This is a genomic window from Kitasatospora arboriphila (assembly GCF_039528095.1).
GTDB classification, from domain to species: Bacteria; Actinomycetota; Actinomycetes; order Streptomycetales; family Streptomycetaceae; genus Kitasatospora; species Kitasatospora arboriphila.
This window is the reverse complement of the sequence record NZ_BAAALD010000083.1, coordinates 1-13494: the sequence shown is the minus strand read 5'-3', so window position 1 is coordinate 13494 and position 13494 is coordinate 1. Positions and strand designations below refer to the sequence as shown.

Annotated in this window: 11 protein-coding genes and 1 pseudogene; 3 read left to right on the top strand and 9 right to left on the bottom strand. The window is 75.7% G+C overall.

The annotated features are described in order from the left end of the window. Window positions 1-71 precede the first annotated feature (71 nt). From der to ABD353_RS30600, 4 genes are all read right to left on the bottom strand, one after another. Window positions 72-1526, bottom strand: coding sequence for a ribosome biogenesis GTPase Der (der, locus tag ABD353_RS30615; protein WP_344626935.1), 1455 nt, complete (start codon window positions 1524-1526; stop codon window positions 72-74). Between the two features lie 142 nt (window positions 1527-1668). Continuing rightward, window positions 1669-2385, bottom strand: coding sequence for a (d)CMP kinase (gene cmk, locus ABD353_RS30610; protein ID WP_344626934.1), 717 nt, complete (start codon window positions 2383-2385; stop codon window positions 1669-1671). A 120-nt stretch (window positions 2386-2505) separates the two neighbouring features. Beyond that, entirely contained in the window at window positions 2506-3060 is a 555-nt protein-coding gene (locus ABD353_RS30605) for a hypothetical protein (RefSeq protein WP_344626933.1), read from the bottom strand. 73 nt (window positions 3061-3133) lie between these two features. Continuing rightward, a complete protein-coding gene (locus ABD353_RS30600) occupies window positions 3134-4219 on the bottom strand; it encodes a prephenate dehydrogenase (protein ID WP_344626932.1) in 1086 nt (361 codons plus the stop codon). A gap of 222 nt (window positions 4220-4441) precedes the next feature. Between ABD353_RS30600 and ABD353_RS30595 the strand changes: the two genes are divergently transcribed. Genes ABD353_RS30595 through ABD353_RS30585 form a run of 3 tightly spaced genes read left to right on the top strand, consistent with a single transcriptional unit; the run spans window position 4442 to window position 8711 of the window. Next, a complete protein-coding gene (locus ABD353_RS30595; protein WP_425555287.1) occupies window positions 4442-6697 on the top strand; it encodes a DUF4139 domain-containing protein in 2256 nt (751 codons plus the stop codon). A gap of 2 nt (window positions 6698-6699) precedes the next feature. After that, a complete protein-coding gene (locus tag ABD353_RS30590; protein WP_344626930.1) occupies window positions 6700-8301 on the top strand; it encodes a mucoidy inhibitor MuiA family protein in 1602 nt (533 codons plus the stop codon). Between the two features lie 47 nt (window positions 8302-8348). Beyond that, the gene (locus ABD353_RS30585; protein WP_344626929.1) at window positions 8349-8711 is read left to right on the top strand and encodes a DUF952 domain-containing protein; all 363 of its coding nucleotides are present in this window, start codon (window positions 8349-8351) and stop codon (window positions 8709-8711) included. A gap of 25 nt (window positions 8712-8736) precedes the next feature. Here ABD353_RS30585 and ABD353_RS30580 read toward each other — a convergent pair whose 3' ends face one another. From ABD353_RS30580 to ABD353_RS30560, 5 genes and pseudogenes are all read right to left on the bottom strand, one after another. Then, on the bottom strand, window positions 8737-9717 hold the full coding sequence (locus ABD353_RS30580) for a helix-turn-helix domain-containing protein (RefSeq protein WP_344626928.1): 981 nt from the start codon (window positions 9715-9717) through the stop codon (window positions 8737-8739). Window positions 9718-9934: 217 nt separating this feature from the next. Continuing rightward, the gene (locus tag ABD353_RS30575) at window positions 9935-11170 is read right to left on the bottom strand and encodes a pseudouridine synthase (protein ID WP_344626927.1); all 1236 of its coding nucleotides are present in this window, start codon (window positions 11168-11170) and stop codon (window positions 9935-9937) included. An 86-nt stretch (window positions 11171-11256) separates the two neighbouring features. Next, a complete protein-coding gene (scpB, locus tag ABD353_RS30570; protein WP_344626950.1) occupies window positions 11257-11820 on the bottom strand; it encodes an SMC-Scp complex subunit ScpB in 564 nt (187 codons plus the stop codon). 329 nt (window positions 11821-12149) lie between these two features. Further along, window positions 12150-13160, bottom strand: coding sequence for a segregation and condensation protein A (locus tag ABD353_RS30565; protein ID WP_344626949.1), 1011 nt, complete (start codon window positions 13158-13160; stop codon window positions 12150-12152). Further along, window positions 13157-13494, bottom strand: a pseudogene (locus ABD353_RS30560) (hypothetical protein); the annotation flags it as partial. The gene ABD353_RS30565 and the pseudogene ABD353_RS30560, both read right to left, overlap by 4 nt.

Sequence of the window (13494 nt, the reverse complement as noted above, 5' to 3'; positions counted from 1 at the left end):
GCGCGGACGCGGAACGGCCGGGGCCGGGCAGCACGATCGCTGCCCGGCCCCGGCCGTTCCGGCTTCTGTCCCTACTTCTTGCGGCGCTTCTCGCGCACCCGCACGGAGATCGAGATCGGCGTGCCCTCGAAGCCGAACTCCTCGCGCAGCCGGCGCTCGACGAAGCGGCGGTAGCCCGCCTCCAGGAAGCCGGAGGCGAACAGCACGAACCGCGGCGGGCGGGTGCCGGCCTGGGTGCCGAACAGGATGCGGGGCTGCTTGCCGCCGCGGATCGGGTGCGGGTGGGCCGCCACCAGCTCGCCCAGGAAGGCGTTCAGACGGGCCGTCGGGATGCGGGTCTCCCAGCCCTCCAGCGCGGTCTCGATCGCCGGGACGAGCTTCTCCATGTGCCGGCCGGTCTTCGCCGAGACGTTGACCCGCGGCGCCCACTGCACCTGGACGAGATCCTTCTCGATCTCGCGCTCCAGGTAGTAGCGGCGCTCCTCGTCGAGCCGGTCCCACTTGTTGTAGGCGATCACGACGGCCCGGCCGGCCTCGACGGCCATCGAGATGATCCGGGTGTCCTGCTCGGCGAGGGTCTCGCTGGCGTCGATCAGAACGACCGCGACCTCGGCCTTCTCCAGCGCCGAGGCGGTGCGCAGCGAGGCGTAGAAGTCCGCGCCGGCGGTCAGGTGGACCCGGCGGCGGATACCGGCGGTGTCGACGAACTTCCAGGTCTTGCCGCCGAGTTCGATCATCTCGTCGACCGGGTCGCGGGTGGTGCCGGCCAGCTCGTTGACGACCACCCGCTCCTCGCCGGCGACCTTGTTGAGCAGGCTGGACTTGCCGACGTTCGGACGGCCGATCAGCGCGACCCGGCGGGGGCCGCCGACCGGGCCGTTGCCGAAGAGCTGCGGCGGGGCCTCGGGAAGCGCGTCCATGACGGCGTCCAGCAGGTCGCCGGAGCCGCGGCCGTGCAGCGCTGAGACGGGGTACGGCTCGCCGAGGCCGAGCGACCACAGGTAGGCGGCCTCGGCCTCGGTGGAGGGGCCGTCGACCTTGTTGGCGCAGAGCACGGTGGGCTTGCCGGCCCGGCGGATCAGCTTGATCAGCGCCTCGTCGGTGTCGGTCGCGCCGATGGTGGCGTCGACGACGAAGAGCACCGCGTCTGCGGACTCGATGCCGTACTCGGCCTGGGCGGCGACGGCGGCGTCGATGCCGAGGACGTCGACCTCCCAGCCGCCGGTGTCGACGAGCTTGAAGCGGCGGCCGTTCCAGGTCGCCTCGTAGGTGACGCGGTCGCGGGTGACGCCGGGGCGGTCCTCGACGACCGCCTCGCGGCGGCCGATGATGCGGTTGACCAGGGTCGACTTGCCGACGTTCGGGCGGCCGACGACGGCCAGCACCGGCAGCGGGCCGTGCGAGGCGGCGTCGAGGTCGGCGTCCACCTCGTCGGTGTCGAAGCCCTCTTCGGCGGCGAGCGCCATGAACTCGGCGTACTCGGCGTCGCCGAGCTCACCGTGGTGCGCGGCGGTGTCGTTGCTCATGTGTGTTTCTTCCGTTTCCCGGCACGGCCCTTCCCAGGGGCGTGCCGTGCGTACCTGCCCTGTCGGGCAGCGCGAAACTACGTGTCCCGTAGTCGGAGGACGGGCCGGACGGCCCGAGGATGGTCGGCGGTGGTGCGGTCGGTCAGACGGCGGACGGCTGCTGGGCCCGCTCCTCGACCAGGGCGGCGACCGTGTCGATCACCTGGTCGAGGGTGAGCTCGCTGGTGTCCACCAGGACGGCGTCCGGGGCCTGGGCCAGCGGCGCCGTCTCCCGGGAGGAGTCGGCGGCGTCCCGGCGGTCCAGGTCGGCGGCCATCGCGGCGATGGTGGCCTCGTCCACGCCCTTGGCCCGGAGCTCGGCCGCGCGGCGCGCGGCACGGGCGGCGCCCGAGGCGGTGAGGAAGACCTTGGCGGTGGCGCCCGGGAACACGACGGTGCCCATGTCGCGGCCCTCGGCGACTATGCCGCGCGGGGCGACCTCGGCGCAGCCGCGCTGAAGCTCCACCAGCCGGGCCCGGACGGCCGGGACGGCGGAGACCGCGGAGACCTTGGCGGTCACCTCGGGGCCGCGGATCGGGCCGGAGACGTCCTGGCCGTCGACCGTGATGGTCGGGCCGGCCGCGTCCGTGCCGGAGACGATCACCGGCTTGCCGCAGGCGATCGCGACGGCCTCGGCGTCGTCCACGTCGATGTCGTTGGAGAGCATCCACCAGGTCATCGCCCGGTACATGGCGCCGGTGTCCAGGAAGCTGAGACCGAGGCGGGCGGCGACCGCCCGCGAGACGGTCGACTTGCCCGATCCGGAGGGTCCGTCGATGGCGACGACGACCGGGGCGTGCGCTCGGTCGGCAGTGTCCACGGGGCGAACCTCTCTCTCGGTCCGGCGCGCTCGGGCCGGGATGACTATCTACAAGGTTAATGGACCGGCGGAGGCATCCCGTCCGGTCGGTCCCGGGGCCGCCCCCTACACGCCTGGCGGTCAGTCGGCCGGCAGCCGCTCCTCCTCGTGGTACCGCACCCCGTGCCGCTCGGCGAAGGCCCGCAGCCGGTCCAGGTCGTCCTCCGGCACGACGGTGCGCGCCGTCCGCAGCCCGCCGGCGGTGCCGGCCGAGGGGGCCGGCGCGGGTTCCAGGCCGAAATCGGCCGTCGACCGGGTGCCGCGGGCACCGCGCTCGCCCCGGTGCGTCAGGTCGATCCGGCGGAGGGCCGCGAACGGGACGACCTGCTCGGCCCCGCCGTGCAGCACGAACCGGGCCGTGCCCCGCCCCGGGCGCAGCTCGCACTCCACCACCAGCCGTCGCTGCCGGGCCCGCAGCATCCGCAGGCCGGCCAGCTGCCCGGCGAGCAGCGCCGCGCCGATCGCGCAGCCCCACCACCGCAGCACCGGCCAGAGCAGCAGCAGGAGCAGCACGGCACCGGCGTCCACGGCGCCGACCAGGGCCGCGGTGCGGTCGCCGTCCGGCGGCCCCGGGCGCCACACCAGTGCGTCCGCCGCGGCGTCCACCGGTCCGTCCACCGGATCGTGTCCGTACACCAGCCCTCCCCCGAAGCCCGTCCGGTGCACCGACGCGACCGGGACGACGGGCGGTTCCCGGGCGGACGGGGGCTCAGTCGCGGACGCTCCAGCCGCGGTCGCGCAGACCGCCGGTGAGCAGCCGGACGGCCGACGGGGCGACGTCCAGGTGCACGTGGCCGACCTGCTGGCCGTCGGAGTGCTCGATGGTGACGTCCTCGATGTTGACGCCGAGCGCACCGACCTCGCCGAAGAGCCGGCCGAGCTCGCCGGGCTGGTCGCCGAGGACGACGGTGACCGACTCGTACCGGGTCGGCGGGGCGCCGTGCTTGCCGGGGATCCGGGCGTGGCCGGTGTTTCCGCGCCGCATCACCGCCTCGATGCCCGCCGCACCGGCCCGCCGCTCGCCCTCGTCGGCGGCCTGCAGGGCGCGCAGCGCCGTCACCGCCTCGTCGAGGTCCGCGGCCACCTCCTGCAGGATGTCGGCGACCACCCCGGCGTTCGCGGAGAGGATGTCCACCCAGAGCGCCGGATTGGACGCGGCGATCCGGGTCACGTCCCGCACGCCCTGCCCGGACAGCCGGACGGCCGTCTCGTCGGCGTGCTCCAGCCGGGCAGCCACGATCGAGGAGACCAGCTGGGGGGCGTGCGAGACCAGCGCGACGGCACGGTCGTGCGCGGTCGCGTCCATCACGATCGGCATGGCCCCGCAGAGCGCCACCAGCTCCAGCGCGGCGTTCAGGGTGTCGGTGTCGGTGTCCCCGGTCGGGGTGAGCACCCACGGCCGGCCCTCGAACAGGTCGGCCCGGGCGGCCAGCGGGCCGGACCGCTCACGGCCGGCCATCGGGTGGCCTCCGATGTAGTGGACGGTGTCGCAGCCGAGCGCGGCCACCTCGGCCCGCGGGCCGGCCTTCACACTGGCCACGTCGGTGTAGCAACGGGCCAGACCGCGGCGCTGGCAGTCCGCCAGCACCTTGCCGACCAGCGCCGGCGGCACCGCGACGATCGCCAGGTCGACCGGGCCCTCGGGCAGCTCGGTCGAACCCGCGCCGAGCGCGGCGGCCGTACGGGCGGCGTCCGGGTCGGCGTCCTCCAGATAGACGGCGACCCCGCGGCCGGTGAGCGCGAGGGCGGCGGAGGTGCCGATCAGTCCGGTGCCGATGACGGCGGCTGTGCGCATGACGGGGTTGGTCTCCTGGTACGGGCGGCCTGCTGTCCCGCCCATCCTCTCGCAGCCCCACCCCACCCGTCGAAGCCGTCCACCAGCCGAACCCCCGCACAGCGGCGGACCCCACGGGAAGGGCGGTCCCGGGGGCGCTGGACAGGTGGCGTGCACCCAGGGGCGCGTGGGGGCGCCTGATGCGGCTCGCCCGGACCTGCACGGTTCCCCGTTCGCCTGGGTATGTCTCCGTCCGCAACCGGGTCGGGGGCCGGGGCCGTCCCCTCAGCCGACGCGCAGCGGAAATCCGCGGCGGACGGCCGCCGGCCCCGGCAGACTGGCGGCCCGGACCGGGGACGGACGAAGGGGCAGGGCGGGGTGGCAGCAGAGACGGCAGCGGCGGATCGGTGGGAGTCGGTACTCGACTCGGTGGTGGTGTACGCGAGCGGCGCGCTGTGCCGCAGGCGGGCCCGGGGCAGGGTGCCCGCGGACGGCAGGGTCCGGCTGACGGGCCTGCCGAGGGTGGCGGACGCGGGTTCGCTGCGTGCGTCGGTGCTCTCCGGCGGGGCGCGGGTGACGGCGGCGCGGCTGGAGCCGGAGGCGAAGGTCCGCAGCCGTTCGGACCTTCCGGGGCTGCGCCTGCGGGTGGATCGGGCGCGGGACGCCGCGGAGGCCCTGCGGCAGCGTTCCGCGCGGCAGGAGGCGCGGATCGCGGAGGTCTCCGCGGTGCGGGCGGTCCCGCCGCCGTTGCAGGCGGACGAGCCGCACCGCCGTACGCCGACCGACGCCTGGTTCGAGCTGGCGGACTTCGTGGACGAGCGGCTGGCCGCGCTGCACGCGCGGTCCGCGGACCTCGCCGAGGAGCTGCGGCTGGCCGAGCACGAACTGGCCCTCGCCGAGGATGCGTTGGCCCGGGCCTCGTCCGCGGTGGCGGTCGGCCCGGTGACGCTGGGCGGTTCGGCCGTGGTGACGCTGGAGGGTGCGGCGGAGGGTGCCGAGGTCGAGCTGGAGGTGGAGTACGGGGTACCGGGTGCGGTGTGGGTGCCGACGTACCGGCTGACCTACCGCCAGGGCGAGGGCTCCGGGACGCTGCTGCTGCGGGCCCAGCTCGCGCAGCGCACCGGCGAGGACTGGTCGGGGGTGCGGATCGGCCTGTCCACGGCGGACCTGCAGCGCCGGACGGACCTGCCGCAGCTGCGTTCGCTGCGGATCGGACGGCGGCAGGCCGTGCCGGCCGCGTCGGGCTGGCGGGAGCCCCCGGCGGGGCTGGGCGATCTGTTCAGCGGGTACGACGCGGCGGGCCGCCCGCCGCAGCCGCGTGCGGGGCGGGCCCGTCCGGCGGGCGGTGGCCGTCCGGGCCGGGCGGCCCGGCCCGGTGCCGGGCCGGACGTGACGCTGGCGGGCGGCCTCACCGGCGCGGAGACCGCGCTGCCGTTCGCGGCGCCTCCGCCGCCTCCGCCGCCCGCTCCCGGTGCCGCGCCGCAGGCCTTCCCGATGCCGGCGCCGTCCGTTCAGGCGTACGGCGCGGCGCCGCAGCCGCCGGGGGCGATGCCTCCGCCGGCGCCGGTGGCGTCCGCCCGCGGCATGCGCGCGAGGGCCGGGGGCGGGGCACGCTCCGCACCGGCCGCCGCCTTCGACGTGGCGCCGGAGCCGGTGGCGCCGCCGGTGCCGCCGGGTCCTTCGCAGGCGCAGCTGGACTACGCGGGCCTGGTGCTGGACGGCCCGGACCGGCCGGCGCACCGGCGCGGCCTGCTGTTCCCCGGGGCGGTGCACGACCCGGCGGCGACGGAGTCGCGGAACCTCGCCGAGTCGGTGGCGGCGCTGGCCCTGCCGGCGCACGCGGTGCGGCCGCGGGTCTCGGCGGGCTCCTTCGACCAGCGGTACGACGCGGCGGCGCGGGCCGACGTGCCCTCGGACGGCACCTGGCACACCGTCACCGTCGGGGAGGTGCCGGTGTCGCTGCGCACCGAGTACGTCTGCGTGCCGGCCGTCGAGGAGGCGGTGTACGGCACCCTGGTGCTGACCAACGCCACGGCCTCGGCGCTGCTGGCCGGGCCGGTGGAGGTCACCGTGGACGGGGACTTCCTGCTGACCGCGGCGCTGCCGACGCTGGCGGCGGGCGGTGCCCGCCGGGTCGGCCTCGGCCAGGCGGAGGCGGTGCGGGTGGCCCGCCGCACCGAGATGCGGGAGTCCACCGCGGGCATGCTCAACAACACGACGGTGCTGGACCACCGCATCCACGTGGAGCTGGCGAACCGGCTGCCGCACCCCGTCACCGTGGAGGTGCGCGAGCGGGTGCCGGTCTCCACCGACCAGGACGTGCGGATCGAGGAGCGCGGCACCTGGACCGCGCCCGACCGGCCGTCCGAGGCCTACCCGCCGAGCACCCGGCGCTGGCGGGTGGAACTGCCCGCCGACGGCACCGCCGAACTCGACGGCGGCTACGAGATCCGCATCCCGGCCGGCAAGGCCGTCGTCGGCGGCAACCGGAGGAGCTGACCATGACCGACACACCCATTGCCCCGCTCCCCGACGAGCCGCTGCCGCAGGTGCCGGCGGCCGACCACCCGCTGCCGGTGACGGCGGTGACCTGTCTGGAGGACCGCGCGCACGTCGAACGGACCGCCGTGGTCGACCTCCCCGCGGGGGTCAGCCGGCTGCGGCTCGGTCCGGTCTCGGCGCTCGCCGTGGACCGCACCCTGCGCGCGGAGGCGCCCGGCGGCGGGGGCGTCCGGGTGCTGGACGCCCGGGTGGTGCGCAGCTGGGTGCCGCGCGCCCCGCTGCCGCCCACCGCCGGGGACTCGGAGCTGAGGCACCGGGTGCACGCCCTGGAGCAGGAGCAGCAGGCCGAGACCCGGGTCCGGGAGCGGCTGGAGGCCCGGCTGGCGCTGCTCGCCCAGCTGGCCGCCGATCTGCTGCGGGAGATCGGTGAGGGCGCGGGCCGCGGCGAGCTGGAGCGCAGCCGCTGGGGCCGCGAGCTCGACCGGATCGACGGCGAGCGGGACGCGCACGGCGAGAAGCTGCGGGTGTCCCGGGCGCGGCTGGAGGAGCTGGCCGAGGACCTGGCGGCGGCCCGGCGGGCGCTGGACGCGGCCGAGCAGGAGCCGGCGGAGCTGTTCGCCCACGTCGAGGTGACGGTGGAGGCGGAGGCGGCGGGCCGGGCGGAGCTGAAGGTGGGCCACCTGACGCCGTGCGCGCTGTGGCGGCCGGCCTACCGGGCCTCGCTGGCGGGCGGGCGGCTGGTGCTGGAGACCGAGGCGGTGGTGTGGCAGCGCACCGGCGAGGACTGGTCCGGGGCGCGGCTGACCTTCTCGACGGCCCGGTCGGCGCTGGCCTCGGAGCCGCCGCGGCTGACCGAGGACGTGCTGAGCCTGCGGGAGCGCACCGCGGAGGAGCGCAGGACGGTCGAGGTGGAGCTGCGCGAGGAGGAGATCGGCACGACCGGCCCGTCCGCGGACGGTCTGCCGGGGGTGGACGACGGCGGCGAGGTCCGGGTGCTGCGGGCGGCGTCGCCGGCGTCGGTACCGGCCGACGGGCGGGCGCACCGGATCCCGCTGACCGTGTTCGACACCGCGGCGAGCAGCGAGTTCGCGGCCGCGCCGGAGCTGTCGCCGCTGGTCACCCGGGTGGTGCGGTTCCGCAACGACGCGGGGCACGCGCTGCTGGCCGGGCCGGTCGACCTGGTGCAGGGCAGCGGGTTCACCGGCCGCGGCGAGCTGCGGTTCACCGCCCCGGGGGCCGCGGCGGAGCTGTCGTTCGGCAGTTCGGACGGCCACCGGGTGGTCCGGGAGACCGAGGAGGGCCGCGGCACGACGGGCATCACCGGGCGGACGGTGGTCACCCGGACGGTGCGGCTGCACCTGTCGCGGTTCTCCGCGCCCGAGGAGCGGGACGAGCAGGTGGTGACGGTGCGCGAGCGGATCCCGGTGTCCGAGGTGTCCTCGGTGGAGGTGAAGCTGCGCAAGGAGGCCTGCTCGCCGCCGCCGGACGAGCTGGACTCGGAGGGCGTCGTCCGCTGGGACGTTCCGCTGCCGCCGGGCGGCCGGCGCACCCTCACGCTCGTGTACGAGGTGTCGGCGGCGTCGAAGGTGGCGGGACTGTGAGCCAGGTCCAGCCGGATTTGTCCCGTCAACTCCGGTAGAAATGACCCATGATCTACCATCTCGCCCCGCTGGACGACTGGCTGCGCGACCCGGGGCGGCCGTACGCGGCCGCCTCGCTGCTCACCGACGGCTTCATCCACTGCTCGGCCGACGAGCGGACGGTGCTGGCCGTCGCCAACCTCTTCTTCGCCGACACGCCGGATCCGCTGATGGCGCTGCTGATCGAGGAGAAGCTGGTCGAGCCGATGGTGAAGTGGGAGGCGCCCTCCGGCCCGCCGCCGGAGGGCGCCACGCCGGACGTGCTCTTCCCGCACATCTACGGCCGGCTGAACCGGACGGCGGTGATCGGCCTGGAGAAGGTCGAGCGCGGCACGGACGGCCGCTGGGCCCGGCTGCTCCCCTGGAGCTGAGCCGGGCCCGTCCGGGCGGCGGCGGTCAGAGCCAGCCGCGCTCGCGGGCCGCCATGCCCGCCTGGAAGCGGGTGGTGGCGCCGAGCTGGCGCATCAGGCTCTGCAACCGCCGCTGGGTGGTGCGGGCGCTCCAGCCGAGGGAGCGGGCGATCGACTCGTCGGTCAGGCCGGCGGCGAGCAGGCCGAGCAGCTTGCGGTGGTCGGCCTCGGGGCCGGTGTCGGCCTCGCCGTCGCCGATCGCCGCCTGCAGCGGCACGGCCCGCTCCCACTCGGCCTCGAACAGCGCGTCCAGGGCCTGCAGCAGGGCCGACGGGTGGATGACGTAGGCGGCGTCCAGCACGCTGTCGCCGACGGTGATCGGGATGATCGCCATCTTGTCGTCCGACATCATCATCTTCATCGGCAGCACGGGGCGGACGCGGGCCTCCTCGCCGTCCTCGACGCCGATGAGGATCTCCTTCTCCAGCCGGCCCGGCCAGGCCACCGCGTCCTTGTCGTACACGGTGCGGAAGCGCACGCCCGCCTTGAGCTTGGCGCGCTGGCGGGGCATCTGGGCGACCGGGTCCTGGATGTAGGGCGGGCAGTCGAAGCCGCGCACCTGGTACTGGGTGCTGTCGACCAGGTGCTCCAGCCGCTGGGCGATCGCCTCGCCGCCGGTGAGGACCTCGACGGAGTGCGCCGGGTCGGTGTAGCGGGACGCCTCGCGGAAGGCGTCCATCAGCCGGTGCATCTCGGCGCGGGCGCTGCGCAGCTCCGCCTCGCGGTGGCCGATGAGGGTGCCGATGGCGACGTCGGGCGCGACCGCGAGGTAGCGTTCCCGGTCGACCGGGGCCCGGGTGGCCATGCCCTGCTCGGCCAACCGGTCGAGGGCGTCCTGGCTCTGCTGCAGTGTCAGGCCGCACTGCCCGGCCAGCTCCTCGGCGGTGGACTGCGGCGAGACCACCAGGGCCGCGTACACCTGTCCGTCCGGCCGTCCCAGGCCGAGCGCTCCGAATGCGTCGAGCACGCCGCTCCTTCCCCCATGCGGCCAGTGGCCCAGTGGCGCAGTTCCGCCACTCGTCGAGCTGCTGTCCGGTGGCCATCCTGCGCCACAGATCCACATCATGACAAGGCGGTGCGTCGAGGTTCACACGGGGTCCCCGCCGAAGAGCCGGAAGGCCTCCCCGCCGAACGGCGGGGAGGCCTTCGATTCGAAGGTTCCGACGGTGCGGCCCCGGTCCGCCCTACAGGCCGACCTCGCGCATCAGCTGGCCGACCTCGGGGTTCGTGAGGCGGCGCAGCCAGCCAGACTTCTGGTCGCCGAGCGCGATCGGGCCGAAGTGGGTGCGCACCAGCTTCTCGACCGGGAAGCCGACCTCGGAGAGCATCCGGCGGACGATGTGCTTGCGGCCCTCGTGCAGGGTCACCTCGACCAGGTAGTTCTTGCCGACGTTGGAGACCACCTTGAAGGAGTCGGCGCGGGCCCAGCCGTCCTCCAGCTCGACGCCCTTGGCGAGCTGCTTGCCGAGGTCGCGCGGGATCGGGCCCTGGATGGCGGCCAGGTAGGTCTTGGTGACGCCGTACTTCGGGTGGGTGAGGCGGTGGGCCAGCTCGCCGTGGTTGGTGAGCAGGATGATGCCCTCGGTCTCGGTGTCGAGGCGACCGACGTGGAAGAGCCGGGTCTCGCGGTTGGTGACGTAGTCGCCGAGGCACTGGCGGCCGTCCGGGTCCTCCATGGTGGAGACGACGCCGGCCGGCTTGTTCAGCGCGAAGAACAGGTAGGACTGGGTGGCGACGGTCAGGCCGTCGACCTTGATCTCGTCGTTGGCCGGGTCGACCCGCTTGCCCTGCTCGGTGACCCGCTTGCCGTTGACCTCGACCCGGCCCTGCTCGATGAGCTCCTCGCAGGCCCGGCGGCTGCCCATGCCGGCCCGCGCGAGCACCTTCTGCAGGCGCTCGCCCTCGGGCTCGCCGAAGGTCTTGGGGGTCTTCACGGCCGGCTTGTCGTGCCGGGCGAGCACCGCGTCCTCGATCTTGGCCTGGAGCTCGCGGGAGCGCTGCGGCTGGCGGCGCGGGTCGCCCGGGGCGCCCTGGCCCTCGCGGCGCGGCTTGGGCGCGGCGCCGGGGCGGCGCGCTGCGAAGCTGCTGCGGCCGGGGGTGGCGTTGGGGCCGCCGCCGTACTCGGGGCGGTCGTAGCGGCGCTCCTCGGGCCGCAGCGGGCGGTCCGGGTAGCGCCGGTCGTCACGCCTGTCGTCGCGGCGGTCGTCACGCCTGTCGTCACGGCGCCCGCCCTGGGAGGACGAGCCGCCCCGGCCGCCGCCGGAGGAGCCGTACGACGAACCGCCGTAGGAGGATCCGCCGCCGTAGGACGACCCGCCGCGCGAGCCGCCGCCGCTCCGGCCCCCGCCCTGTCCGCCGCGTCCCTGGCCTCCCCGGCCCTGTCCGCCGCTGTTGTTCCTGCCGTTGCCACTGCTGCGCATCAAAATGTCCGTACGTCGTGTCCGTCGTGGGAGTGCGTGTCGTGCCGGCCGACCTCACCGCCCCCTCACCGATCGGACGCGGACGGTCAGGCGTTCTCGCCGTCGGCCGCGCGGGCGGCGGCCACCGCCTCCGCGATCATCGTGCCCTCCAGGGACTCCGCTTCCACGTCGTCGACCTCGGGCAGGAAGGGCGCGAGCTCGGGCAGCTCGTCCAGGCCTCGCAGCCCCGTCCGTTCCAGGAAGTAGTTCGTCGTCCGATACAGGATCGCACCTGTTTCGGGCTCGGAGCCGGTCTCTTCCACCAGTCCTCGCTGTACCAGGGTACGCATCACGCCGTCACAGTTCACACCGCGTACTGCGGAGACCCGGCTGCGCGACACCGGTTGCCGGTAGGCGACCACCGCGAGCGTCTCCAGCGCGGCCTGCGTGAGGCGGGCCTGCTGGCCGTCCAGGACGAAGCGGTCGACGGCCGGCGCGCAGTCGGCACGGGTGTAGAAGCGCCAGCCCCCGGCGACGTGGCGCAGGTCGAAGCCGCGGCCCTGGGCGGTGTACTCGGCGGCGAGTTCGCGCAGCGCGGCGGCGACCGCGGCGCGCGGCCGCTCCAGGACGGCGGCGAGGTGCGCCTCGGTGGCGGGCTCATCGACGACCATCAGGATCGCCTCCAGCGCGGCCCGCAGCGGCACCCCGCGGGCACCGGACTCCTCGGGCCGCTCCGGTTCCGGTTCGGGCTCCGGCTCGGGGGCGGGCAGCGGCGCCGGGTCGGGCATCGGCTCGGGCTCGGAGGTGTCCGCGGCCGGCTCCGCCGCCGGCGCCGGGATGTGCGGCTGCTCCGCGGCCTCCCCCGCGGCCGCCGCGTCGTCCGCGCCGTCCGGCGCCCCGTGGGCGGGCTCGGTCGCGTACGCGCTCTCCTGCCACTCGTCGGGGCGGGCCTGGCCGGGAAGGCCGAGGGTGCGCCGGCTGGGGCGCGGCTGATCGGCGTTCACTGCGGTTCTCCGTCCTTGCCGCGGCCGTCCGCGCCCTCGCCGGGCGGACGGTCGAACTCGTCGGTCACCTCGACGCGCCGGCCGGTGTCGGCGACCCAGTGCACCAGCAGCTCGCCCAGGGCGTCCGGCTGCTCGAAGTCGAGCACCTTCTCCCGGTACAGCTCCAGCAGGGCGAGGAAGCGGGCCACCACGACCAGCGTGTTGTCGGCGTCCTCCACCAGCCTGCCGAAGGTCGCGCTGCCGAGCGCGGTGAGCCGGTCGACGACGACCCCGGCCTGCTCGCGGACGCTCACCGGCGGGGTGTGGATGTGGTCGACGTAGACCACCGGCTTCGGCCTGGGCGCCGTCGCCCTGGCGGCGAGCCGGGCCAGGCCCTCCGGGCCGACGGTGATGACCACCTCGGGCAGCAGCAGCGCGTGGTGCGGCTCCAGGCCGACCGTGCGGGGGCGCTGCAGCAGCTCGGCCGCCCAGCGCTCGGCGAACAGGGCGGCCGCCTGCTTGTACGCCCGGTACTGCAGCAGCCGGGCGAAGAGCAGGTCGCGGGCCTCCAGGAGGGCGAGGTCCTCCTCGTCCTCGATCTCGGCGGCGGGCAGCAGCCTGGCCGCCTTGAGGTCGAGCAGGGTGGCGGCGACGACCAGGAACTCGGTCGCCGCGTCGAGGTCCCAGTCCGGGCCCATCGCCCGGATGTGGGCGACGAACTCGTCGGTGACCTTGGAGAGCGAGACCTCGGTGACGTCCAGCCGGTGCTTGGCGATCAGGCTGAGCAGGAGGTCGAACGGGCCCTCGAAGTTGTCCAGCCGCACCCGGAAGCCGCCGCGCTCCTCGCCCGGTCCGGCACCGGCCGGCAGGGCTGGGGCGGCCGGCTCGGGGGGCTCGGGCGCGCTCGTCATGACCGGACCATCTTCACCCGGGCCGGCCGCCGCGCCACCCCCCGGGGCGCCCGACACGCCCACGCCCCGGCCGGGCCGGCCCACGTCGGGGCCGAGGGGGCCCTCCGCGGGCCTCAGCGGCCGCGCAGCCGCCGCACCAGGATGCTCGCCTCGCCCCGCTGCTCCAGGTCCGCCAGGACGACGGAGATGGCCTCCCGGACGACACGGCCGCGGTCGACGGCGAGGCCGTGCTCGCCGCGCAGCACCAGCCGGGCGTGCTCCAGGTCCATGAGCTCCTCGGCGGAGACGTAGACCGTGATCTTCTCGTCGTGCCGCTCACGGCCGGTGGGCCGGCGGGCGGCACGGCTGCGCGGGCGGGGCCGGCTCGCGTCCGCCTGCTCCTCGGCGGGGGGGGGGGGGGGCGGGGCGGGGGGCGGGGGGGGGGGGGGGGGCGCCGGGGGGGGGGGGCCCG

Coding starts and splice junctions, on each gene's coding strand:
- der (WP_344626935.1), bottom strand. CDS start 1,526: ATGAGCAACGACACCGCCGCGCACCACGGTGAGCTCGGCGACGCCGAG.
- ABD353_RS30600 (WP_344626932.1), bottom strand. CDS start 4,219: ATGCGCACAGCCGCCGTCATCGGCACCGGACTGATCGGCACCTCCGCC.
- ABD353_RS30595 (WP_425555287.1), top strand. CDS start 4,442: ATGTCTCCGTCCGCAACCGGGTCGGGGGCCGGGGCCGTCCCCTCAGCC.
- ABD353_RS30590 (WP_344626930.1), top strand. CDS start 6,700: ATGACCGACACACCCATTGCCCCGCTCCCCGACGAGCCGCTGCCGCAG.
- ABD353_RS30585 (WP_344626929.1), top strand. CDS start 8,349: ATGATCTACCATCTCGCCCCGCTGGACGACTGGCTGCGCGACCCGGGG.
- ABD353_RS30575 (WP_344626927.1), bottom strand. CDS start 11,170: ATGCGCAGCAGTGGCAACGGCAGGAACAACAGCGGCGGACAGGGCCGG.
- scpB (WP_344626950.1), bottom strand. CDS start 11,820: ATGGTCGTCGATGAGCCCGCCACCGAGGCGCACCTCGCCGCCGTCCTG.